Origin of the sequence: Moorena sp. SIO3B2 (genome assembly GCF_010692525.1) — a bacterium.
GTDB lineage: Bacteria > Cyanobacteriota > Cyanobacteriia > Cyanobacteriales > Coleofasciculaceae > Moorena > Moorena producens.
Genome location: NZ_JAAHHE010000102.1, coordinates 1 through 21789 on the forward strand (window position 1 = coordinate 1; position 21789 = coordinate 21789).

Consider the following 21789-nt stretch of genomic DNA (forward strand, 5'->3'; position numbering starts at 1 on the left):
GGAGTATAGCCTTGCCACCAGAGAATTAGACGTAACGTAAAGTGTTGAATTAAAACAACTCCAGCAAATACTGGTCCTGTTCCACCTACTATCCCAGTAAGTAAACCAACCGCTAATGCAATACTGATGAGCTCATGAGGTGCTTGGATGTAATTTAAGCTATAGAGTATTCCTACAAAAAAAAAGATTCCAAAGAAAATACCAGCATTTTTAGCTGACTTCCAAACACCCTGGTTAGGAATTATGGTTTGTTCTAGGTTTTCTCCTTTGCCTAAAAAACCAACCAGTCCAGGAAGTGTTGAGAATACTATAACCTCAATAAAGATATCAAAATAAGCTCCGAACTGGCTGAGATCATATCTTTTTGTAAACAACAAACGCACAAGGATATAAATTAAACCACCTATTAGTCCAACCGTTCCATATCTTATGGCTTGCTTAGGATCTCGCTTGATAGTGTCAATAATTCCTATTTCTCTGTTGATAAAGCTTAACAAGAACCCCATAGCTACTCCATCAGCCGTCACAGGAGATAGAATAGCCCTCCATTTATCATCTTTTATGCCCTCTCCAACCATGGGATAGATCATTAAAGCAGTAATGATGATATAGAGTAGCCCAGATATAATTCCAGGAATAAGCTTAGATAGTTTTTGAGATAGTTTTTGGATTTTTTGAGGGATCAACTCAACCCTAAAACCTGGTATAGTTATAGTTCTCAAATAAGATAGCACTGGAAAACTTAGACAGGATACTATAGCTGCTATCACTGAAGGAATTACCAAGGAGATTTGTACTCCTATATCATCGGTAACCTGGGTACCAAAGTGTAAGGCTGTAGTCAATCCAGCTATCAGTCCAAGAATCACTCTAAAAACAACACTATAGATCCATTGTTGAATACCTACAGGTAAGCAATCAGGCTGCATCCGCTCAATTAATAATTCTTTTCGCTCTCTTTGTGTGATTTGATGAGCTATCCAAATTAACCATTTTTTTGAGCTTTTTTTTGAAAATTTTACCGGCTTTTCTTCAAGTTTTTTTTGAATATAAGCATCAAGTAAATGCTTTCGACGTTTTTCAAATAAGCTTATGTCTAATAAGTCATTGTTTAAGTCATTGTTTAAGTCATTGTTTAAGTCATCTTTTGTCTGACCTTTATAGGCAACAGCAATAAAGTTTAGAGTCAGAGGACTTTTCACTAATTCCTGTATGGCTTCGTCTTCTTCTTTTAATTCCTTAACTCCTGACAAGGCGTCTCCAGCATCGTCAAAATACCGTTGGATTTGTTGGTCTGTAAGTTGCCTATAGAAAACAGCAGTTTGAAATTGAAGCTTCTCTGAAATTTTGTGGTAATCTCGAATTCGAGAGCAAACCACCATTTCGGTTTCTTTATAGTTTACTATAAACTGATTGATTGCTCTAATGCAATCTCCTCTTTTGCTTTCTCTGACTTCATCTAAACCATCTAATAAAAGTAGTAGTTGCTGATTTTTTACCCAATCCTTACACTGCTTTTCAGAAAACTGATAGATTCTATTCAGTTCCGTAACCAGCCACTGGGCTAAGGGTTTTGGCTCTTTCTCCCCAGCCCAACTGGAAAGGTTGAGCACTACAGGAATTGGTAGGGTTGTGTTTTTCCTGGCATCACTGATTAATTCATCAGCAATTTCGAGAAGTGCGGTGGTCTTACCTGACCCCGATCTACCAAGAATCAGCATTGTTCTGGTGTTTTCAAGTTCCCCAAATACGTCAATTGCTCTAGTTCCTTCAGGCAGATCTTGTCTTTGCCGACTTGAATTTGCTCCTTGTTGACTTGAGGGATTGATCACGGCGCTAGGGTCTTCAATTAGACCCAATTCAAGGGTTTCTTCGATATGTAAAGACTTCTTAAGAACACCTTGAATCCAGAATTTTTCTACCCGCTTAAGTAAGGTTTCACGGGGACTAGCTTTCTTGCTGGCAATATCAATTTTCATTAATTGCAAGAGAGATCCTACTATCCCCCAGGAACTGACAGGAGCTGGAGTTGAGGGCATAGTGTCCGTATCTGAGAGTCCCCGTAACTGTTTCCAGGTGATGCTTTCTTTAGCTAGATTGTGATGAATGACTGGTAGCCAACTGACTTTTGGTAGTTTATTTTTGTTCTTTTTGATATAGCTCTGTAGCTTGATTCTAGCTTCCTGTACAGAGCGATATAGAGATAAATGCGTAGTGAAAAATCCCAGAAAATATTTGAGAAACTCTTGTGCCACTTGATCAGGAACGGGTTCTCGCCAAACAATAATCTGAGCAATATCTAAATCTGCGAGTTGACGTGCTAATCCCAGTCCATTGCAGGAATTAAAAATAGCCAACTTCATACCTTGCTCAATGGCTCTTTCCATCGTCTTTCTAATCGTTTGAATATCTAGAGATTCTTCTGAATTAATTTTGAGCAAGCCAGTTTGACCATCTTCTTGAACATCACTATGTCCAGCAAAAAATAGAATATCCCAAGATTTATTTAAAAATGATTCCAATTCTTCAAGAGTTGGCTGTCGCAGAAAAACACAATATGCTCCTGGTATCTTTCGGAGTAATCGTCTATCAGCTTCCACATCAATACCTTGACCGCTGTCTCCTAAAATACATAAGATTTTGACCCGTTTCGGTCTTTGGGAATTTGAGTTCTGGTCAGTAACAATAGCAGCGGCAATTTGCTCTGATGCAGCGAAGGAGAGAGCAACATCACCAAAACAGTCATCAATAAACAAGTCCCAGCAGTGCCAGGGTAGTTTGTGTAATATATTTTTGGTGGATTCAGAGGTAATCTCATGTGTTTGAACAACGACCTGAATTTCATCCTGGGAGTTTAGATCGAGAATTTGTTCGAGTTGTTGTTTTGTAGTCCTCAGCCAATGATTGAGATCGTTGCGTAAAAGATCAAGGGACTGATCACACTTAGCTATGTACTCAGGGATAGAAAACCGAGGACGTATAGTCCGTATAATACCTCTAGAATCCTCATCCCTAGAAGACTCCAGAAGGGTTTTATATTTATCCTGCCATTCCTGATAATACCTGAGAATTTCTGGGATTTGAGGTAGTTGACAGTATATCTGTCTGTAGTTCTCTGGATCATTTTTACCTTCCTCCACAATCTTGATGGTAGCTTGACCAAAACCTCGCTGAAAATTGCCATCTTCTGGGATAATAATAACTGTCTTACTCATTTTATTTGCCTTTGTGTAGAGCTAAGCAACAAATTCCTCAGTTACAGATTCATCATTTAGATAAATTTGAACAGTGACTAGTTTTCCTGGAAGTTCAGTTAAGGCAATCTGAATCCAACTGTCTGCTTCCTGGGCTTCTACTTCCTCACTATCTGACTCAAGCATGACTTTTAATTTTAAACCCAAAGGCAAAAACTCATTCTTTTCTGTAGGATGAACTTGAAATAAAAATCCCACCTCTTGATTTTCTGCCAACCATTGACTCACTACTAAATCTACTTGTTGAGAATCTGCTGATAAACCTAGAGTAATTTTTTTAGCCCGTTCAATAACATCATCGTTTATTTCTAGATTTCTAAATGCAAATTGTCTAGGTGCCAGGACAGCATCTACAGCTTGCCATGTGTCATCAAAAAGCTTTTCCAAGTCTTTTAATTTTAAGGGGTTTACTACCGGTAGAGGTGAGAGTTCACCAATCAAGTCATCAACCGAGCGCAACCGACTAACTTCGATAACATCTGCAACGACTGCTTTAGCAAATCCTAAAAGCTGGACTTGATCTAAGTGTTCGCTAAACTGAATAGCAAGATAACCAATCCGGTCTTCGGTTACTTCTGGAGGTAAAGACACAGTAGTTTCTCCAGGTAGCACAGGACGACATTCTAATCTGCCAATGTCAGGAACAACTAAATCAGCAACATTCCATTGATGTCTTAGAATTGGATTCCAACAATCACTTTCGTTTAAATCCGTGTCAATGCCAAGATACTTAAGATATCTGTGAACTGCATAAACCGCTAATGTATTAAAATAAACCTGTTTACTTTTTGCAGTTGTGGCTTGTTCCGCTGCGAATTTGCTAGCGAAACGATGAGCTTCAATACCGAGGGTAATTTCTAAATTTTGCATGTTTTGATTTGTCATGATTCTTCGTCTCCTGAGTAACCTAGATCCTTCAATTTTTTTTGAAGGAGTGGTAGGCATTTTCTTTTCCAATGGGATATGATAGTATCGTACTTAATGCCCAACTCCCTGCTGAGGTGAGTTAACTTCTCTGGTGGGTCTTTAAAAAGTAACCTTTGGCAAAGGAGCTGACAGTTACAATCGGGACGCTTACGAGGATGACACTTTTGAAAGCTATGGTCTGGATCTTCCTCTACGTAACGTTCTAATTGTTCAAAGGTTTCCTGAATTTTCTGCTTTCTGAGTTTCTCAATGTAACCTTCAATTCCACTGATAGTAGGAGTCTCAAAACCACCATCTGGAAGTTGATCTAGTAGTGTTGAGGGATTGTCCGAATTTTCATTGATGTAGACATCTAAACTAGACTCACGACTATGTTGGTATGCTTGGTTAAGATATAAATCTTTAATCCGCCATATTAGATAACCATTTATCCATTTTAACAAGCTTGTCTGAACTGCTAAGTCTGGTTTGGGTTCAAAAGCACAAATATTTTTGATTACCCATTCCCAAGTTTGGTCTAAAGCTTCCAAATAAAGGGGATAAGAAGATTTTCGGAGTCCGGGTAACTGCTGACATTCAAGTAATAGTCGATGGATATCCCGTCGCCGTTCTTCACTCTGAAAGTCCTGATTGCCACAAATCTTATTAATAAGTGCCAGTAATTGTTGATCTGTCATAGTCATCTTTTTTTTGATAACTGGTGTAGATTACTCTTTAATCCCTGATATTTCAATAAACAAGAATATTCAGAGGGAACTTAGAGGATATCTCCCAAGTTTTTTGATACTGAATTTTGCCCCCCTGACCCCCCAAGCGAGCAATCCCTCGCTTGGGGGGAACAAGAGTCAATTTGCTTCTAAAAGTCCCCCAGAATTGGGGGACCAACGGGGGCTTGGATGTAGCAAATGAGACTTCTCAGACAACCTCTTAGGGTAAGCGCCAGAAAAATTGAGCCAAAATGTGATATAGGACAATAATTATGACCATATTAAGCCTTGATTATCAGCACTATTGCATACTTTTATCAATAGTGTTGATAATTATGCTCCATTATTAATTTTTGCCTTTACCCTGAGAGGGAACTAACAATGACTCTTCTGTTGATAATTATAATTCTTATGAAGCACTTGAGATTGAAGGGCTGCATCTCACTGTCTTGATGGAGTTGATCATGGCGGGAACCACGGCAGTCGTTCATGGGGGAAACCCCCAAGACCGCGCTGCCTCCCCAAGACCGCGCTACCTCACTGCATCGCTTTTGAAATTAGCCAAAACTTCCCACATTTACCACATTTACAGCATTTACTACATTTACCACACTTACATCATTTACCTTCTTGTTTACAAATCTCAGATGCACCCTATACAGCTGATCATTACTGGCTTTGCAATGACTTAGATCAGATTTTGCACAGTTTTTTTCAAAACCACCGATATATTGATGTATTCAACGGAAGGCTAATTTAAGCCCGCCGCAAAAATGGCTGATCAGTATTTTACCAATCCGACAATGGATAGGAGGATTTGTGCTGGATATTGTTGAACCCATCTCCAACTCGGAGAATACTTTGCTGAGTTTAGACCAGAACTTAGAAAGCTCTAAAATTTCTCTTAATTTCAGTGGTTCTGAACAATTACTTTCCCTTAACAGTTCAGACCTGGATTCAGATCAACTCTTGATTTCTGACCATTCTGACTTAACAACTGACCTAAATTTGAACTTGGAAACAACCGCTACGGAACCTCAAGCTAATCAAGACGGCAGCGATTTACTGACGGGTACAAGTAACTCAGAGACATTAGTAGGAAATCTTGATGATTTGGATACTTCTGAATTTGATTCAGGAGTTTTAACAGTCGGAGCAGATGGCGAGATTACATTTGACTTTTTATTTGATGGGGGCAAATACAAAGGAGAATTAGCCATCTTCAGTTTAGAAGATATGGCTGAATTTGAACCCGGTTCAGAAGCATTTATTCGAGAAGCTGCTCGTCGCGCTCTGACTGGTTCAGAGTTAGGTCATGTGGTAATTTCTGATCTAGAAGAAGGGTCAAGATTTAGTGGTATTTTAGGAGAACATGAAAAAGAAAATTGGAATCGTGGAGAATATCAGGATGTCAAGACATTTGCCATGAATCCTGGGGATGAATTTGGCATCTTGTTTGTTCCCAAAGGCAAGGTTCAGCAAGTTTTTGAGGATCCGAGTATTGACGGTTCTAAACGTCCATTGTTCTCGATGACGGCTGCTGACTCAGAGGATGTTTATGGTCTGGGAACAATGGTAGATATTACAGGTCATGGACATACTTTTGGATTCGATGACCAGTGGGGTAAACCGGATAGTGATTATAACGACTTGATTTTTAAAGTTATAGGGGCAACAGGAGAGGCAACATTACTCAGTGAGATAGTGACTCCAGAAAGTAATTGGCAAAATACAGACTTAGGTGAAGCGTTAGTTGATTACTTCCAGTTGAGTGATCCAGATACGTCTGGCTCTAAAGTAGGTTTTGATCTCGTTGAGCTTCAATTGGAATATATCGCTCATCAACAAACAAATGAATCAAGTTCAGAATTTGAGCCAGATAACTTCTTGTTACAAGTTAATGAAGGAAAGGTCGTTATCGATGCTGTTGCATTTGACGATGCAGATACGCTGCTAAATGACCTCACAGCGTTAGGCTTACAACAAGGTGTGGCATTTAAATCAGTTGTGTCAGGGCTACTACCAATTGAATTAATCAATGAAGTATCTGCTTTGAACAGCCTAGCCTTTGCAAAGCCAGCATATCAGCCATTAACTAACATAGGAGCTGCTGATGCAGGAGCTCCTATTAGCCAGATTGACCAAGCTATCAATTCTAATGATGCACGCCAAAACTTCAATGTAAATGGAGCTGGAGTGACTGTAGGAGTTATCTCAGATAGTTACAACGTATTGGGAGGAGAAGTTAATGACATACGGAGTGGAGATCTTCCAGGAGTTAACAATCCTAATGGATTCACGGCAGTTGTAAATATCTTGGAAGAAGGCTCTTCTAGGGATACAGATGAAGGTCGTGCTATGTCACAACTCATACATGATGTAGCTCCTGGTGCTGGTTTAGCATTCCATACAGGTTTCAATGGCACAGCTAATTTTGCTAACGGAATTAAAGAATTAATGGATGATGCTGGTGCTAACATAATTGTCGATGATCTTAGTATCTACGCTGAGCCAATGTTCCAAGATGGAATTATTGCACAAGCTGTTGATGAAGTCGTGACTCAAGGCGTTGCATACTTCTCAAGTGCTGGTAACCAAGCTAATAACTCCTATGAAAGCTCATTCGTCTCTAGTGGTCAACGTATTCAAGGTTCTGTGGCTCATGATTTTAATCCAGGACCAGGTGTAGACACTTTACAACAAATTACGATTCCGGGGAATGCCAACTTGGTTGTTTCTTTGCAGTGGGATTCTCCATTTCTTTCTGCTAGTCCTGAAAGTGGGGGTGCAACTAGCGATCTTGATATTTATTTACTTGACAACACTGGTAATCGAGTTTTAGCAAGAAGTACAGATCGAAATATTGGTCGAGATGCAGTAGAGGTTCTTAGATTTACCAACAGAAATACAGATGCTAATGGGAATCCAATACCAGCCCAATTCAACCTTGCAATCACGAACCCTCGCGGAGATGCTCCTAGAAATCTGAAATATATTCTTTTCAACCCAGGTTCAGGAGCAACAGTAATTAATGAATTTTCTACTAATTCACCGACAGTATATGGACATCATGCAGCAGTTGGTGCAATGGCTGTTGGGTCAGGGTTCTATAGAAATCCAACTACTTTAGCACCAAGCTCCTCAATTGGGCCTACCACTATTTTGTTTGACCAATCAGGTAATCGGCTAGTAACTCCGGAAATCCGTCAAAAGCCTGAAATTGTGGCTCCTCATGGAACCAATACAACATTCTTCCCTGCATTTGTAGATAATGACGGAGATGGCGTAGACGATAATGACTTTGAACCAGATAATTTCCCAAATTTTTTTGGTACCTCTGCTGCTGCTCCCCATGCTGCTGGTGTAGCTGCTCTGATGCTGCAAGCATTTCCAGGCACTCCTCCTGACATACTTTATCGTGCAATACAAGAAAGTGCTCTGGATATGGAGAATCCCTATACTCCTGACTTAGATCCAGGAATTGATAATGCAACAGGCTCTGGTTTAATTCAAGCAGATCAAGCAATTCAAAGACTTGAGCAGATCCAAGCTCGACCTGAAATCAATCTTCAAATCCCTAGCATTACTGTTACACCTCCAAATACTCGAGGAGATCGTGAGTTTAAAGGAAATGGCCCTCGAATCCGAATTCAATCCCAAGCCGTAGAGCGAGGTACTACGCTACAAGCTACAGGCAATGTCATTTTTGAAGAAACAAAATCAGACTTCACAACTTTTGATGGTTTTTTCTCAAGTAGTATTGATATCAGCAGTATGTATCCTGGCTTTGTCATCGACTCGATTATTAGAGGCGGTGGACTAGATACTTTAGAGACAACAGATGTCGATTTGCACGACAGACAAGTAATATACCAAGACGGAGACGATTTGGTGGCAAGGTATGAAATTCAAGGAGACACTCGGCAAAAACTAAGAAGAGGTAGTGATGAACCCTTTGTTTCTATCTCTTTCAATCCGGTAAGACTAAGATTGCGATCATCGACAACAGGAGAGCTAGTAGAAGATACCTTCTTTTTGAGAGATATCACTTCATTTGAACCTCCAAGAGTTCGGGGAGATGATGAGTTCGACGGTAACGGTCCACGTATTGAAATTGAGACGGAAATTAGTGCAAATGGCACTATCTTAAGTCCTTATGTAATTGCAACTTTTGAAGAGACGATAAAAGATTTTACAACGTTTGCAGGCGTGCTTGAAAGTTTTGGAGTTGATGTTAGTCAACGTTATCCAGGCTTTGTGATTGATGAAATTATCAGCGATAGCCGAGATGTCTTAGAAACTATAGATGTTGATTTGCTTGAACCTCAAACTATTTCTCTAGATAATGATGAGCTAGTGCGAGAATATACAATTCAAGGAGATAGTAAGGGGGATGATCAACCCTCCGTGACTCTTTCCTTCAATCCTGTAAGAGTAAAACTAAGACCAGCCTGAATTCTGCCGACAGGTTAAATATTCAATCCAAAAACATCTTCTACATTTTATTTTAATGTGGAAGGTGTTTTCATAAAAATAATTCCAACAATAAAATATCAAAATGTTTAACCAACATTCAACAGCACCTCATCTCTACCTAATTGTTCCCAACATCTTTAACTTCAAAGGCGGAATTCAAGTCTACTCCACCTTTTTGATCCAAGCCTTACAAACTCTCTATCCAGAAGCCCAATACGATATTTTCCTCAAATACGATACCTCTTGTCAGCCTAACTCTCAATTTCTACCACAAAGTCGATTTCATTGCTTTGGTAAATTTTACCGCTTTCTACAAAATATTCTCCTTACCCTGAAAATTATTTTAATGGGAATTTGGCAACGACCAACTCTTATGATTACCACCCACATCAACTACAGCATTCCTTGCTACTGGCTTAAACAACTGACAGGGATTCCCTACTGGGTTGTGGCTCATGGTGACGAAGTTTGGAACCTCAAACATCCCCTCCGCCAGAAAGCATTACGTCATGCAAACCAAATAATTGCCGTTAGTCACTATACACGGGATCGCCTTCTCCATGAACAAAAGCTCAATCCTTCTCATCTTTCTATTTTACCCAATACCTTCGATGGAAAGCAATTTAACATTGCACCAAAACCGTTTCATCTGTTGAAAAACTATAAACTTTCTCCCCACCAGCCTATTATTTTAACGGTTTCTCGCTTAGGAAAAACTGCTGCTCCTCACAAAGGCTACTTCCAAATTATTCAAGCTTTACCTCAAATTCGCCGTCAGATTCCGGAGGTTCATTATATTATTGTTGGTAAGGGAGATGCCAAACCTGAGATTGAAGCATTAGTTCAGCAACTTGGCTTAGAAGACTGCGTTACTTTAGCTGGATTTGTACCGGATGATAAGTTATGTGACTACTATAATCTCTGCGACGTTTTCGCTTTACCCAGTTCTATTGAAGGCTTTGGAATTGTCTATTTAGAAGCCCTTGCTTGTGGTAAACCTGTGTTAGCTGGAAACCAGGATGGGGCTGTTGAACCGCTGGAAAATGGCAACCTTGGATGCTTAGTTGATCCACAAGATGTGAATGCGATCGCCTGGAGTCTCATTCAGATTCTGCAAGGTTCCTATCCCAACAAAATGATCTACCAGCCCGAACAGTTACGACACAGAATAATTGAGACCTTTGAATTATCTCAGTTTCAAAAGACTTTGGCAGATTTAATTGAAAACAAGCTCTCCTACAGAAGTCAGCATAACTATTCATCTTTTAAAAACCTGAATTATCTACAATTTATATCAAAAATTATGGAACATTAATTTCATAGTAAGCGCAAGAAAGAGAACGCTATTTTGTGCTAGCAGCCGATAGTTATCAATAAACCCTGCCTTGTCCTGATGCAGCCCCTCCCCATGAGCGACTGCATCAGGACAAGGTCAAAAACTGTAATCCTTGTTTACAATTCCTACACGAAACGCTCTTCTTCAAAAGAAAAGAACTTTTACCTGGTAATTGCAAATTGCTATAGCAATCCGTGTAGGAATTGTGATAATTTTTATTCCCGACTCCCGACTCCCGACTCCCGACTCCCGACTCCCGACTCCCTGTTCCCTTTGCTATATGCAAATCCAAGACTACTTCAACTTCCTAGCCTCTGATGATATCCGCATCAAAGGTAGCCGCATTGGCATCGAAAGTGTCCTCTACGAATACATCTATCGTGCCAAAACCCCCGAAGAAATTGCCGAACAATTTGAGACCATTACCTTGTCTTGATGCAGTCGCTCATGGGGGAAACCCCCAAGACCGCGCTGCATCGCTAGAAGAAGTCTACGCCACCATCCTCTACTATCTACACAACAAAGAGGAGGTCAGGGCTTACTTGGCTGACTGGCTAGAGTTTTGCCGTCAACAACGAGAAGAGCAAAAACGTAATCCTTCCCCTGCACGGCAGAGGTTTCGGCAATTAAAAGCAGAAGCAGATGCTCAGCAAGAGTCTACTAAATCAGTTAAGGCTGTAACCTAAAACGCATTTGAAATAGGTTTTAGGTAAGCATTCAGCTATCAGCTATCAGCTATCAGCTATCAGCTATCAGCTATCAGCTATCAGCTATCAGCTATCAGCTATCAGCTATCAGCTATCAGCTATCAGCTATCAGCTATCAGCTATCAGCTATCAGCTATCAGCGATTAGCTATCAGCGATTAGCGCTACGCCCACGCTACGCGAACAGTTTTCAGCTAAAGGCTAAAGGCTGACCGCTGACCGCTGACGGCTGACGGCTGACTACTGACCGCTGACCGCTGACCGCTGACCGCTTACCCCGACTCCCGACTCCCGACTCCCCAAAACCATTAAGAACTGCCATAAAATGGCATAATTGCCTGATGCCCAAATAAATAATAGGGTAATCCAAGATAATGTGAAGGTAATCGACATCTGTTACCTTCAGGCCATGACCGAAGGACCAAACCGCGATCAGACTAGTCGTCTGGTATTATTCATTACCCTCTGGCTCAGCTTGTTTGTTTTATCAGTCAAGGTGTCAGCAGCTTGGGCTACCCAATCGCTCAGTCTGATGGGGGAATCTCTGTTCACCCTATTAATTTGCTTTAATACCCTTGTCAATTTGCTGATGATCACTACCTTTGACAATTCGCCAGATCTGTCAGTCTATGGTCATGGTAAACGGGAAACGGTGATTACCTTTGTGCTAATTGCCTTTTTTGGCTTTGCTGGGGGAAATTTGTGCTTACTGTCCTCTCAGCAGTTACTAACCCTGATTCAGGGAGGAACCTTAACTATTGGTGTCCGGCTCAGTTTACCCTTAGTACAGCTGTTGGGAGCAGTATTAGCCATGAGCCTTGGTTGGTCTTGCCTGATGGTTTACCAAGCTAGAGTGGTCAGGAGTCCTACCCTACGCTTTCAGGCGGCTCAAATGCTTCAGGATGTGGGCTTAACTATACTAGTACTCGGTGGGCTTTGGGGCGTTTCCCAAGGTTTCCTATGGCTGGATCCACTGTTGAGTAGTGTGCTGGTGCTCTTTGCCGGGGCAAATTGTTGGCAAGTTATCAACTGGCAATTGCCCCTGCTAGTCAAACAAAATCCCATTGATCCAGAAGCGATCGCTCACATAGCCCATCAAGTTGGAGGTGTCACTCGCTGTGATCAAATTCAGTGCCGGGGTGTTGTAGGACGCTTCATGTATGTTGAAATGCATTTGGTAGTGCATCCAGAGTTTTCAGGAGTCATTTCCCTGATTGCTGAACGGATTCAGGGAGGAATTCAAGAACGCTACGGACCCGTACAAGCTATTTTCCACATCGATGATGATTTAACAGCATCCTTACGATGGAATGGCTCGAACCGAAACCAACAAATGAACGGTAAAGATGAACCAGATGGGGAGTAGGGAGTCGGGAGTCGGGAGTCGGGAGTCGGGAGTCGGGAGTCGGGAGTCGGGAGTCGGGAGTCGGGAGTCGGGAATCGGGAATTGGGAGTCGGTTAGTGGTAAAGATGTAGTGGTTTAGCCCAGGTCTGGTAGCGGTGCGACCCCGCGCTTTTTCAAAGCGCTAGGGAACGCGCACCGTAAGGTTTCGGGAGCTAAAATCACTAGCTGTGTACCACTCCAATTTTTTGCCTCTTGCCTCTTGCCTCTTGCCTCTTGCCTTAGTGGTGCGTTACGGGGCGGACTATCTCAACGCTGGCTACAAGGTTGAAGATGAGGGCAAGTCCGCCCCTAACGCACCCTACGCACTGTTCCCGATTCCCGATTCCCGATTCCCGATTCCCGATTCCCGATTCCCGATTCCCTATTCTCTCGAATAAACTAATCTACTATAATAGTTTATTGCCCAAAAATTAATACTTAAGCAGACAGCTGCTAAAGTAAACAGAATGTAGGTGGGAGCCATCACTACTCCAATCATCAACCAACTATACACATGGAATAGCATTGCAAAAGCTGGGATGCACGCAACTAAAGCAGCTTTCCGCACCTGAACTTGGGGATAACCAATCACAGTAAAGATGATGGTTTGCAAGGTCAGCAGCAAGTTAGCAGGAACTAAAATGGCACAGATCGCTACACAATGGTTACGGGAGAAATCACATAGGATATTAAAATCAAACATTTTAAAATTGCTAATATTATCGTAAGCATTCAGCCGTGAGCTAAAAGCTCACGCTACGCGAACAGCCGTCAGCCGTCAGCATTAGGCTCACGCTACGCTAACAGCTTTTTGGCACAGGCTTTGGCCTTGGCCTTTCGGCCACGCTACGCGAATGGCCACGCTGTGCGAACGACGCTGGGACTTCACTCAGCATTATTCCAATGCTTACTTGTTGTCTTGATGCAAAGCGCGAGTGGGGGAAACCCCCAAGACCGCTTAGGTGCGCTTACAGTCGTCGAATTAAATTCGCCACGGGTGGCACCTCTGCATCGCTTATTCAAAAGCTGAGAGCTGATAGCTGAGAGCTGATAGCTGAATACTTACACATTTCCTTATCAGTTTATACTCAAAGGTTTCACAGACATTGGGAATTGCTAAATATAGCATTTACAAATCTCCCCCCTCTCCCCACACTCTTCCCCCTACTCCCTACTCCCTACTCCCTACTCCCTACTCCCTAAAAAGCTAATCAAAAGGATAAGCCATCCTGTAAGGATCAACAATCTGGTCAAACTCAGTAGCAGAAACATAGCCTAATTCTAGGCAAGCTGCTTTGAGGGTAAGGTTCTTCTCAGAAGCATGGTGCGCCACTTCTGCAGCTTTGTCGTAACCGATGATTGGACTCAAAGCAGTGACTAGCATCAGGGACTGTTCCAGGAAATACTGGATTTTCTCTCGATTCGGTTCCAGTCCCTTCAGCAGGAAGTCTGTGAAATTATTGCAGCTGTCAGCTAGTAGATGGACAGATTGGAGCAAGTTGAACACAATCATCGGCTTAAAGGTGTTCAACTCAAAGTGCCCCTGAGCACCAGCAAATGCGATCGCACTATCGTAGCCCATCACCTGAGTAGCTGCCATAGTCATCGCTTCGCACTGGGTCGGATTAACTTTCCCTGGCATAATCGAAGACCCTGGCTCATTGGATGGCAGTTTCAGTTCCGCAAATCCGCACCGTGGTCCACACCCTAGGAAACGGATATCATTAGCAATTTTCAATAACGAGCACCCTAGGGTTTTCAGGGCACCGCTAGCCATAACCATGTCATCATGAGCTGCTAGAGCCGCAAACTTGTTAGGAGCAGACACAAAGGGCAAGCCAGTCAACTTAGCAATATGCTCAGCAGCCTTTTCAGCAAACCCCTTGCCAGCATTTAACCCAGTCCCGACAGCGGTTCCACCAATCGCCAACTCGTATAAACCAGGAAGCACAGAGTCTATCCGTACTAAATTAGCATCTAGCTGGGCAACGTAACCGGAAAACTCTTGACCCAAGGTTAACGGTACAGCATCTTGAAGGTGAGTGCGCCCAATTTTTGCTATATTATCCCATGCTTTCGCTTTCTCCTCTAGAGCATCCCGCATTTTCTTGACTTTGGGCATCAGTCCCTCATGAAGCGCTACCGCTGACGCGATGTGCATGGCCGTGGGAAAGGTATCATTAGAAGATTGGGACATATTGACGTGGTCATTGGGATGAATGGGTTTTTTGCTACCCATCACCCCCCCAGCTAGTTCAATAGCACGATTAGCAATCACCTCGTTCACGTTCATGTTGCACTGGGTACCACTACCAGTCATCCAAACACGGAGAGGGAAGTTACCGTCTAGCTGGCCTTCGATGACCTCTGTTGCTGCTTCAATGATTAACTGAGCTTTATCCTCTGGTAGTTTACCCAGTTCACAGTTAGTCAGAGCAGCCGCTTTTTTCAGAATAGCCATCGCTGTTATGACTTCCGGAGGGATAAAGTCTTGTCCAATCGAGAAATATTTTAGCGATCGCTGAGTTTGAGCGCCCCAATACCGATTAGCAGGAACTTCGATTTCCCCCATGCTATCGGTTTCTGTTCGCATCTTAGTCATCAGTGATATCAACTCCCCTTGCTTCCTTCGTTTATGGTATAGCAAAGACAGTAGGGAGTAGGGAGTAGGGAGTAGGGAGTAGGGAGTAGGGATGCATGGCTTTTATGGTACTTCATGCTATGTTTAAAATGGCGATAGATATCAGCAACTTTGGTAATCGTTTATGGCTGTATTAAAACTTGATTATGATTTCCAAATCAATCATTAAAACCAATCTTAATTTATCATAAAAACCAAGACCAATCGGCTCTAGTTTAGACTGTTACCTGTTATCTTTGTATAGATTACCTCTTATAGTTAGTTTCAACTCAATAGAGTTTTTTATATAATAAGTGTAAGATAAATTCTAAATTATTAATTATTAATTCTAAATTCTAAATTCTAAATTCTAAATTCTTAATTATTAATGATGGAAGAATGGTTAATTTACAAGGAGTTTCGGTTTGAAGCTGCTCATCGCCTTCCCCATCATGACGGCAAATGTAGTCGGTTACATGGCCATAGCTGGGTGGGGCGAGTATATGTCAAAGGTAATCAACTGATTGAGGAGGGTTCCAAACAGGGGATGATAATGGACTATGGAGATATCAAGACCTATCTCAAGCCTCTGTTGGATAACTTTTTGGATCATTATTACCTCAATGAGACAACCGGCTTGGAGAATCCTACTAGTGAAGCGATCGCCAAGTGGGTTTTTGAGCGACTTGAAGAAGCAGGTTTACCGGGATTGTATGCCGTTGAAATTCAAGAAACCTGTACCTCTGGTACGCGATATAGCAGAAGTCAGAAGTCAGAAGTCAGAAGTCAGAAGTCAGAAGTAAGCTATGACTAAGTTTCGGAGTTTAGTAATGTCAAACATCTGAAGGCGTAGTGCTATAGCGGTTTTTAGCATCATGAGGTACAAAAAATTTTACCTTTTTCCTCTTCGGACTTCACTAATTTATGCTCCCTGCTCCCTGCTCCCTGCTCCCTAAAAGCCAACAAATGTACCTTACTAGCTTAAAATACGCTATATAATTATCCTGAGTCAACAGCTTAGCTACCCGAATAGGAGTTGCCAACCGACAAATGCGATCGCTAAATCTGCAAGAACATGACTAACATAACCAGACCAGATTGAACGGTAGGTTAGATAGCACCACGACCATACCGCTCCAGCCATGAACACCCCTAATGAGCCAAGTATGACCACCAGCCAATCCTGGGTATAAAAGGTTAAAGCAATAATGTGATGGAGGGTAAACAGCAATGCACAAAGCAATACTGACCCAAGTCCGGGGATGAGAATCTGGCACTTGCTCCAGACAAACCAACGCCAGATATACTCTTCCAGGAAGGCATTAATAAAAGTCCAATACATCGCCCCGAGTACATAAATGTATGCACTAGTTATGCCAGCTTCTTGGGCTTGACTTTGAACATCCGTCTGATCAATCCAGTGCTGACCAAAAAGCCAATAAGCCCCAAGGATGATCCCAAACATCACCAGTCCCAAAATAGTTCCAGTCAACAACTCCTGTCCCTTCGGCAAGGATAAACGTAACTTGCCACGATCCACCCAGAAAAACCAAGCAAGAGGCAGTGCTAGTAACCAGACTTTGCAAAATGAGAATATTGCCTGCCCTAATGATCCTGGAGCAATATATAGTGCCATTGCTATACCGATACTCCCAGCAGGAACTAGCAGTAGCAAAGCCAATAGTGGATTTTTACCAGAGTCAGTCTTGAGCATTGAAAATTCTCCGGTGGTAACTTTATTGGTTATGCTAGAAGCTTTGCTGCAAACTATCGGTACGTTCTGTGCCAGTTGTACAACTTTCCTAAGGGTATAGCTAGGATAACGTCATGTCTTTAAACCTTTTTGCCATACTGCCCTCTTCCTTAGCCATAGTTTCGCTAATGTATATTTCCTGGCTCGGCAGTGGAATCACAATTCCCTCTTCTTCAAATCTTTCTTTGATAATTTGTCTGAGGTCACAATAGGCTGTCCAGTAATCCTCTCTTTTAGTATATACCATAAACCAAATGTTAACAGCATATTCAGCCAATTCACCGGTATCAATCCAAGGTCCAGGGTCTTCCAATACTAAAGGATGGGAGTTGGCAATATCCTTAAGAACTTGGATCGCTTCAGTAATACTATTGGCGTAGCTGATCCTAACTGTAATAAAGATAGCGCGGACGGGGCTAATGGTTTCATTCTCGATAACGTTACCCCAGACTGAGTTGTTCGGCACAATAATAATTTTATTTTGAGAAGTCTTGATGGTAGTGCAAATTAAGTTGACATCTTGAACCTTTCCTTTTACCCCAGCTACTTCAATGATATCCCCCACATCGAAAGGTTTATAGAGTAAAATCATTAACCCATTGGCCAAGTTACCGAGGGTACTTTGGAACGCAAACGCTACCACAAAACCAGCAGCTCCAATCATAGCGATCAGTGGTCCAATACTGACCTCTAGGGCAGTAATCCCTACAAGAATACCCACCACAAATAATCCTTGGCGGGTTAGAGTAACCAAGAACTGACCCAGCATAACTGAGATATTCGGGAACATCCCCAAAGATTTCTCGAGGACTGTACTTAAGATCACCGAGAGGATGCTAAAGCCAGCAATGATTCCTAGACATTTGCCAATGTTATTGGCCCAGCGCTGACCTCCTTCTTTAGACTGGAGCCAGCCAACAATGGTAATCCAGGTTCCTTGAGTGTCGGTTACGTCAACCTTAATCCCACTGATGGCATTGACGTATTTTTTGTACAACTCGACATCACCACCTTTAGTTTCCAGCTCTTCAAGTACCACCTCAAAGCGTTCGCTCAAACCAGCCCGTTCATCCCGCAGTTTCGTGATGTTTACCAGTACTTGCTTTTTAACTTCGGTCTTGGCCTCGACCGCTTCTTCTATCTTTTCTTGAGCTTTTTCCAGTCCCTGTTCAGTCTTTTTCTGCTGTTGTTCATCCGTAACGACTTTGTTGCTAATTGTCCCAATCTGCTCTTGAACCTTAGCAACTTCCTCGTCTGAGGTTTTGGCTTTATCTTTCTCCTCTTCCGTACCTTCAACTGCTTTATCAATTGCCCCCTGCAAGGTTTTATCCTGCTGGGTCTTTTCTTCTTCTTTGACCGCTTCTTCTACTGACTTCTGAGCTTTTTCGAGAGCTTCCTTTGCTTCTTCCGCCGCGTCATTAGCTTCAACCCGACCTGATGGTGATGCCTCAGTCTCTATTTTTTCTTTAGTTTCTGTCGCTTCCTCAAGAGCTTCTTTGGCCTCTTCTAGGGCATCAACAGCTTCCTTAGATTGTTCAAGCTCTCGATTTTTGCGCTTGACAGCAATTTCCGCATCGCTGAGTTCTTTAACTTTAGTTTTAAGCAAGAACATCCACCCTTTAGCTTCACCCTCCAGCTCATCTAATGTCAAGGGCTTGAGCATTAGCTCTAGCTCCTCAATCGGAATAGTTGGATCTGCAGTTGTAACTGCTTTCTGATTGGGTGCATTAGTGCTTTGTTGAGCTTGGACAGGTAACCAGCATGTCCCAAGGATTAAGAGACTCCCAAACAAAATGCTAATTTTCTTTTGTCGGTAACGAATCATTAGTTTTTGGTGTTGATAAGACGTTAATGACGATGTGACCTGTACAGTTTGGTTTACTTTTCAGTGTTAATCAAAGAAGATGTAAGGTGTATAGTTTTTTTCACTGTTCAGTGTTAACCGTTAACTGTCAACAGTTGCTCCCGACCTTACCACCCGAAAATCGGCAGGGCTGTAACATTGCTCGATTTAGACTGAGGGGGGCAGATGAGAACAGGATAGGAGCTGAATTTTCCCCAACTATTCGGGGGAATTTTGACAGAATTTATCCCTTTATAATTCTCTCTATCTAACCAAGAAATTAAGATCCCGGGGCAATCCATAGTTAACATTTAACAGTTTACTTTAAATAGTCAACAATATATAAATAGCCTTTTATGGGATCAAATCAAGGGATGTGCTTATTGTTTACCAACATTTTTGGCAAACAAACACCTTGGACAAAAATTTTGCTTTGCCCAATCTTGCCTGATCAACGACTAGGATGTTATCACATTTTTATTTCCCCGAGTGTTAATTTTTGTTTCCATCATCCATGGCTTATGGTTTAACATCACTTTGAAAACGTGCGGAATTAGCAGCTTCTGCCGCAGCCACATCCCCTTTACCAAAAAAGGCAGGAAAAGGTTTGGGGAGCTCTAGTGCACGTTGAGTTGCAGGTCTGGCATCAATACGGTCAAACCAGGCTTGAAGGTTATTCAGCCCATCCACTGATACTTTCGCCCAGTAATAAGCTCGTGCCCAAGGATAAGTGGCCATATCTACAATCGTGAAGTCATCGCCAAGGATGTAAGTTTTCCCCTCAAGCTGCTGATCCAAGACTTCCAGCAGCCTGCGTGATTCTGTCCCATAGCGCTTGATGGCAAATTCATCACGATGCCCTTGAGGTTCAGCAATCCGCTGAAAGTACATCGCCTGACCCATAATCGGTCCAATGCCACTCATCTGAAACATCAGCCACTGAAGTGCTTGGGATCGGGCTTTTTCCCCCTCGGGAAGGAACTTCCCATATTTCTCGGCTAGATACCAAAGAATTGCACCCGACTCAAAAACAACAAAATTGTCGTTGCTACGATCCACGATGGTCGGAATACGCCCGTTAGGGTTAAGAGATTTGTACCAGTCTGACTTTTGTTCTTTTTTGGAAAAGTCAATATAGGTCATCTCATAGTCCACTTCTGCTTCTTCAAGAAAGATCAGCGGCTTCCATCCGTTCATAGTCGATGCGGTGTAGAGATGAATTTCAGCTTGTTTGGTCATGATTTTTCTTTGGATGAGATATTGACTAAGAATAAGTTTTAATGAGCTTTAGAGCACTGAGCAGACAGAGGCTCTGCTACTTCAACACCTAAATCATGGGCGGAGTCAAGAAACACCATCTTTAGGTGACTGATGTATCGGTCTCGGTCAGCGTCAAATTGTGGATTTTTGATCACGTTGTAGCAAGCGAAATGGGGCAATTCCTCGAAGCCACAAAACTCATGACTCTTACGCATGGGCAGCAGCACCTCTTCTAGTGAGCGTCCTTCAAAGAAACTATTGGGATTATTAAAAACATCGGCGGGCGCATTCCATGTAGTAGACAGCATGAATTTCTTGCCATTCATCAGGCCACCCGATCCGTATGAGCCATCACTGTGCCCGAAAAACTCACCATAGGCGTAAACATCGTCTATGTAACGCTTCAGGATTGACGGCATCATGAACCAATACACTGGGTACTGAAAGATTACCCCATCAGCTTGCTTGAATTTCGCAATCTCCTCTGGAATGTTGTAGTCTTCTTCCACAACAGTGGTGAGTAGCTCGTATTGAGCTTTCAATATTTCCACCGCTATCTCGAAAAGACCTTGATTGTAGCGGCCTTTGGCGAACTCCTTAGTCTCTTTGCCCAAAATCAAAAGCAAAGTTTTCATGACTATTACTTCCCCCCATCAGATAATGTGTACAGTTATTGCTTCATGTATTGCTTCATGGTAAAAATTAAAGTTACTATAGTCAACTAGTATACGTTTAGTAACCAGGTATAAAAAATGAGTTCCGTCATGGACATGGAAACAGATAGCGATATCGACATCAAAACCAATAGCGATAGCGATCGCATCAAGAAAGCCATTGACCCCTGTCTCAGCCCCTGTCCAATCGAGCGTGGAATGAGGATTTTGGGTGGCAAATGGAAAGGATCGATTCTTTGGCATCTCAAGGATGGCCCGATGCGATTCAACGATCTGGCGCGCCAGATCGGCGGAGCTAGCAAAAAAATGGTGACCCAGCGGCTAAGAGAAATGGAGGATACGGGCTTAGTCAAGCGTAACGTCATCAGTACCAAGCCCATTGCTGTGGCCTATGAAATCACAGATTTTGGTCGAACAGCCCTCAGATTTCTGGAGGAGCTAAAGAAATGGGCAGAGGAATATAATATCTAATCTTTTAGCAGTTCTCAATTCGGTGAGGTAACCCGCCCTTGGGGTTAATGGGAGTCGAGAGTAGCGATGCATCGCTGTATCGCTTTTTCTATCAATCCTATGTTTACATCTCAAATAAAAATGCTATATTTTGTCATACTATTAATTGGTTTTTATCTTGGGTAAACCTCAAAAGCTAACTGGTGCCGATAAAAACACACGTTGAATTCCGCGAAAAAGTTCATGTGTCCGAGAATTACAGGCACGTCTTTAGACCTCTCCAAAAAACAAACTTATGGTAAAATAAGATAAAATTAATCACTTTTATCAACCTCAAAAACCATGAGCTACACTTGGAACTACATCCAAAAAAATCCTAAACAAACAAAAAGATTGCTA

Annotated in this window: 19 protein-coding genes and 1 pseudogene; 10 read left to right on the forward strand and 10 right to left on the reverse strand. The window is 42.2% G+C overall.

Annotation, left to right across the window (positions count from 1 at the left end; genetic code table 11):
- The 3 genes from F6K38_RS20455 to F6K38_RS20465 all read right to left on the reverse strand — a co-directional run.
- Positions 1-3215, reverse strand: a 3215-nt coding sequence (locus F6K38_RS20455) for an NACHT domain-containing protein (protein WP_287357274.1), incomplete at its 3' end; no start/stop codon positions are given.
- Between the two features lie 21 nt (positions 3216-3236).
- On the reverse strand, positions 3237-4139 hold the full coding sequence (locus F6K38_RS20460; RefSeq protein ID WP_287357275.1) for a DUF1822 family protein: 903 nt from the start codon (positions 4137-4139) through the stop codon (positions 3237-3239).
- Positions 4136-4858 (reverse strand): hypothetical protein, encoded by a 723-nt coding sequence (locus F6K38_RS20465; protein WP_048815251.1) that lies wholly within the window; start codon positions 4856-4858, stop codon positions 4136-4138. The genes F6K38_RS20460 and F6K38_RS20465 overlap by 4 nt, the downstream gene beginning before the upstream one ends.
- Positions 4859-5352: 494 nt before the next feature.
- Between F6K38_RS20465 and F6K38_RS20470 the strand changes: the two genes are divergently transcribed.
- From F6K38_RS20470 to F6K38_RS20485, 4 genes and pseudogenes are all read left to right on the forward strand, one after another.
- The gene (locus F6K38_RS20470; RefSeq protein WP_287357277.1) at positions 5353-5580 is read left to right on the forward strand and encodes a hypothetical protein; all 228 of its coding nucleotides are present in this window, start codon (positions 5353-5355) and stop codon (positions 5578-5580) included.
- 127 nt (positions 5581-5707) lie between these two features.
- Entirely contained in the window at positions 5708-9343 is a 3636-nt protein-coding gene (locus F6K38_RS20475; protein ID WP_287267942.1) for a DUF4114 domain-containing protein, read from the forward strand.
- A 103-nt stretch (positions 9344-9446) separates the two neighbouring features.
- Positions 9447-10679, forward strand: a complete 1233-nt coding sequence (locus F6K38_RS20480) for a glycosyltransferase (protein WP_287357279.1) — start codon at positions 9447-9449, stop codon at positions 10677-10679.
- Positions 10680-10980: 301 nt separating this feature from the next.
- Positions 10981-11386: pseudogene (locus F6K38_RS20485) on the forward strand (DUF433 domain-containing protein).
- A 210-nt stretch (positions 11387-11596) separates the two neighbouring features.
- On the opposite strand, the gene F6K38_RS20490 reads toward F6K38_RS20485, so the two are convergent.
- Entirely contained in the window at positions 11597-11728 is a 132-nt protein-coding gene (locus F6K38_RS20490; RefSeq protein WP_267872036.1) for a hypothetical protein, read from the reverse strand.
- Between the two features lie 12 nt (positions 11729-11740).
- Here F6K38_RS20490 and F6K38_RS20495 point away from each other — a divergent pair, with 12 nt between their 5' ends.
- The 3 genes from F6K38_RS20495 to F6K38_RS20505 all read left to right on the forward strand — a co-directional run bounded on the left by F6K38_RS20495 (position 11741) and on the right by F6K38_RS20505 (position 13188).
- Complete coding sequence (locus tag F6K38_RS20495) at positions 11741-12772, forward strand: cation diffusion facilitator family transporter (protein WP_008184650.1); 1032 nt, start codon at positions 11741-11743, stop codon at positions 12770-12772.
- Entirely contained in the window at positions 12753-12890 is a 138-nt protein-coding gene (locus F6K38_RS20500) for an AraC family transcriptional regulator (RefSeq protein ID WP_131827141.1), read from the forward strand. The genes F6K38_RS20495 and F6K38_RS20500 overlap by 20 nt, the downstream gene beginning before the upstream one ends.
- Positions 12891-12978: 88 nt before the next feature.
- Positions 12979-13188: a hypothetical protein gene (locus F6K38_RS20505; RefSeq protein ID WP_287252102.1), complete on the forward strand. Its 210-nt coding sequence runs from the start codon at positions 12979-12981 to the stop codon at positions 13186-13188.
- On the opposite strand, the gene F6K38_RS20510 is transcribed toward F6K38_RS20505, so the two are convergent.
- Entirely contained in the window at positions 13173-13493 is a 321-nt protein-coding gene (locus tag F6K38_RS20510) for a hypothetical protein (RefSeq protein ID WP_008184649.1), read from the reverse strand. The two genes, F6K38_RS20505 and F6K38_RS20510, sit on opposite strands and share 16 nt — an antisense overlap.
- Positions 13494-13601: 108 nt before the next feature.
- Between F6K38_RS20510 and F6K38_RS20515 the strand changes: the two genes are divergently transcribed.
- A complete protein-coding gene (locus F6K38_RS20515; RefSeq protein ID WP_287252103.1) occupies positions 13602-13820 on the forward strand; it encodes a hypothetical protein in 219 nt (72 codons plus the stop codon).
- A 177-nt stretch (positions 13821-13997) separates the two neighbouring features.
- On the opposite strand, the gene fumC is transcribed toward F6K38_RS20515, so the two are convergent.
- Positions 13998-15392, reverse strand: coding sequence for a class II fumarate hydratase (gene fumC, locus F6K38_RS20520; RefSeq protein ID WP_287357280.1), 1395 nt, complete (start codon positions 15390-15392; stop codon positions 13998-14000).
- A gap of 409 nt (positions 15393-15801) precedes the next feature.
- Between fumC and queD the strand changes: the two genes are divergently transcribed.
- Complete coding sequence (gene queD / locus F6K38_RS20525; protein WP_131827399.1) at positions 15802-16224, forward strand: 6-carboxytetrahydropterin synthase QueD; 423 nt, start codon at positions 15802-15804, stop codon at positions 16222-16224.
- Between the two features lie 207 nt (positions 16225-16431).
- Here queD and F6K38_RS20530 read toward each other — a convergent pair whose 3' ends face one another.
- The 4 genes from F6K38_RS20530 to F6K38_RS20545 form a co-directional block, all read right to left on the reverse strand.
- The gene (locus F6K38_RS20530; protein WP_008184641.1) at positions 16432-17124 is read right to left on the reverse strand and encodes a CPBP family intramembrane glutamic endopeptidase; all 693 of its coding nucleotides are present in this window, start codon (positions 17122-17124) and stop codon (positions 16432-16434) included.
- 100 nt (positions 17125-17224) lie between these two features.
- On the reverse strand, positions 17225-18988 hold the full coding sequence (locus F6K38_RS20535) for a mechanosensitive ion channel domain-containing protein (protein ID WP_287267726.1): 1764 nt from the start codon (positions 18986-18988) through the stop codon (positions 17225-17227).
- 537 nt (positions 18989-19525) lie between these two features.
- Positions 19526-20245: a glutathione S-transferase family protein gene (locus F6K38_RS20540; protein WP_008184637.1), complete on the reverse strand. Its 720-nt coding sequence runs from the start codon at positions 20243-20245 to the stop codon at positions 19526-19528.
- A gap of 38 nt (positions 20246-20283) precedes the next feature.
- Positions 20284-20901, reverse strand: coding sequence for an NAD(P)H-dependent oxidoreductase (locus F6K38_RS20545; protein WP_287251969.1), 618 nt, complete (start codon positions 20899-20901; stop codon positions 20284-20286).
- Positions 20902-21036: 135 nt separating this feature from the next.
- On the opposite strand from F6K38_RS20545, the gene F6K38_RS20550 reads away from it, so the two are divergent.
- A complete protein-coding gene (locus F6K38_RS20550; protein ID WP_165691884.1) occupies positions 21037-21411 on the forward strand; it encodes a winged helix-turn-helix transcriptional regulator in 375 nt (124 codons plus the stop codon).
- Positions 21412-21789 lie beyond the last annotated feature (378 nt).

What these genes read in the sequence shown, in the direction of transcription:
- F6K38_RS20550 (WP_165691884.1), top strand. Translation starts at nt 21,037, where the DNA reads ATGGAAACAGATAGCGATATCGACATCAAAACCAATAGCGATAGCGAT.
- fumC (WP_287357280.1), bottom strand. Translation starts at nt 15,392, where the DNA reads ATGACTAAGATGCGAACAGAAACCGATAGCATGGGGGAAATCGAAGTT.
- F6K38_RS20460 (WP_287357275.1), bottom strand. Translation starts at nt 4,139, where the DNA reads ATGACAAATCAAAACATGCAAAATTTAGAAATTACCCTCGGTATTGAA.
- F6K38_RS20480 (WP_287357279.1), top strand. Translation starts at nt 9,447, where the DNA reads ATGTTTAACCAACATTCAACAGCACCTCATCTCTACCTAATTGTTCCC.
- F6K38_RS20540 (WP_008184637.1), bottom strand. Translation starts at nt 20,245, where the DNA reads ATGACCAAACAAGCTGAAATTCATCTCTACACCGCATCGACTATGAAC.
- F6K38_RS20510 (WP_008184649.1), bottom strand. Translation starts at nt 13,493, where the DNA reads ATGTTTGATTTTAATATCCTATGTGATTTCTCCCGTAACCATTGTGTA.
- F6K38_RS20470 (WP_287357277.1), top strand. Translation starts at nt 5,353, where the DNA reads ATGGCGGGAACCACGGCAGTCGTTCATGGGGGAAACCCCCAAGACCGC.
- F6K38_RS20535 (WP_287267726.1), bottom strand. Translation starts at nt 18,988, where the DNA reads ATGATTCGTTACCGACAAAAGAAAATTAGCATTTTGTTTGGGAGTCTC.
- F6K38_RS20530 (WP_008184641.1), bottom strand. Translation starts at nt 17,124, where the DNA reads ATGCTCAAGACTGACTCTGGTAAAAATCCACTATTGGCTTTGCTACTG.
- queD (WP_131827399.1), top strand. Translation starts at nt 15,802, where the DNA reads ATGGAAGAATGGTTAATTTACAAGGAGTTTCGGTTTGAAGCTGCTCAT.
- F6K38_RS20500 (WP_131827141.1), top strand. Translation starts at nt 12,753, where the DNA reads ATGAACCAGATGGGGAGTAGGGAGTCGGGAGTCGGGAGTCGGGAGTCG.
- F6K38_RS20490 (WP_267872036.1), bottom strand. Translation starts at nt 11,728, where the DNA reads ATGGCAGTTCTTAATGGTTTTGGGGAGTCGGGAGTCGGGAGTCGGGGT.
- F6K38_RS20545 (WP_287251969.1), bottom strand. Translation starts at nt 20,901, where the DNA reads ATGAAAACTTTGCTTTTGATTTTGGGCAAAGAGACTAAGGAGTTCGCC.
- F6K38_RS20465 (WP_048815251.1), bottom strand. Translation starts at nt 4,858, where the DNA reads ATGACAGATCAACAATTACTGGCACTTATTAATAAGATTTGTGGCAAT.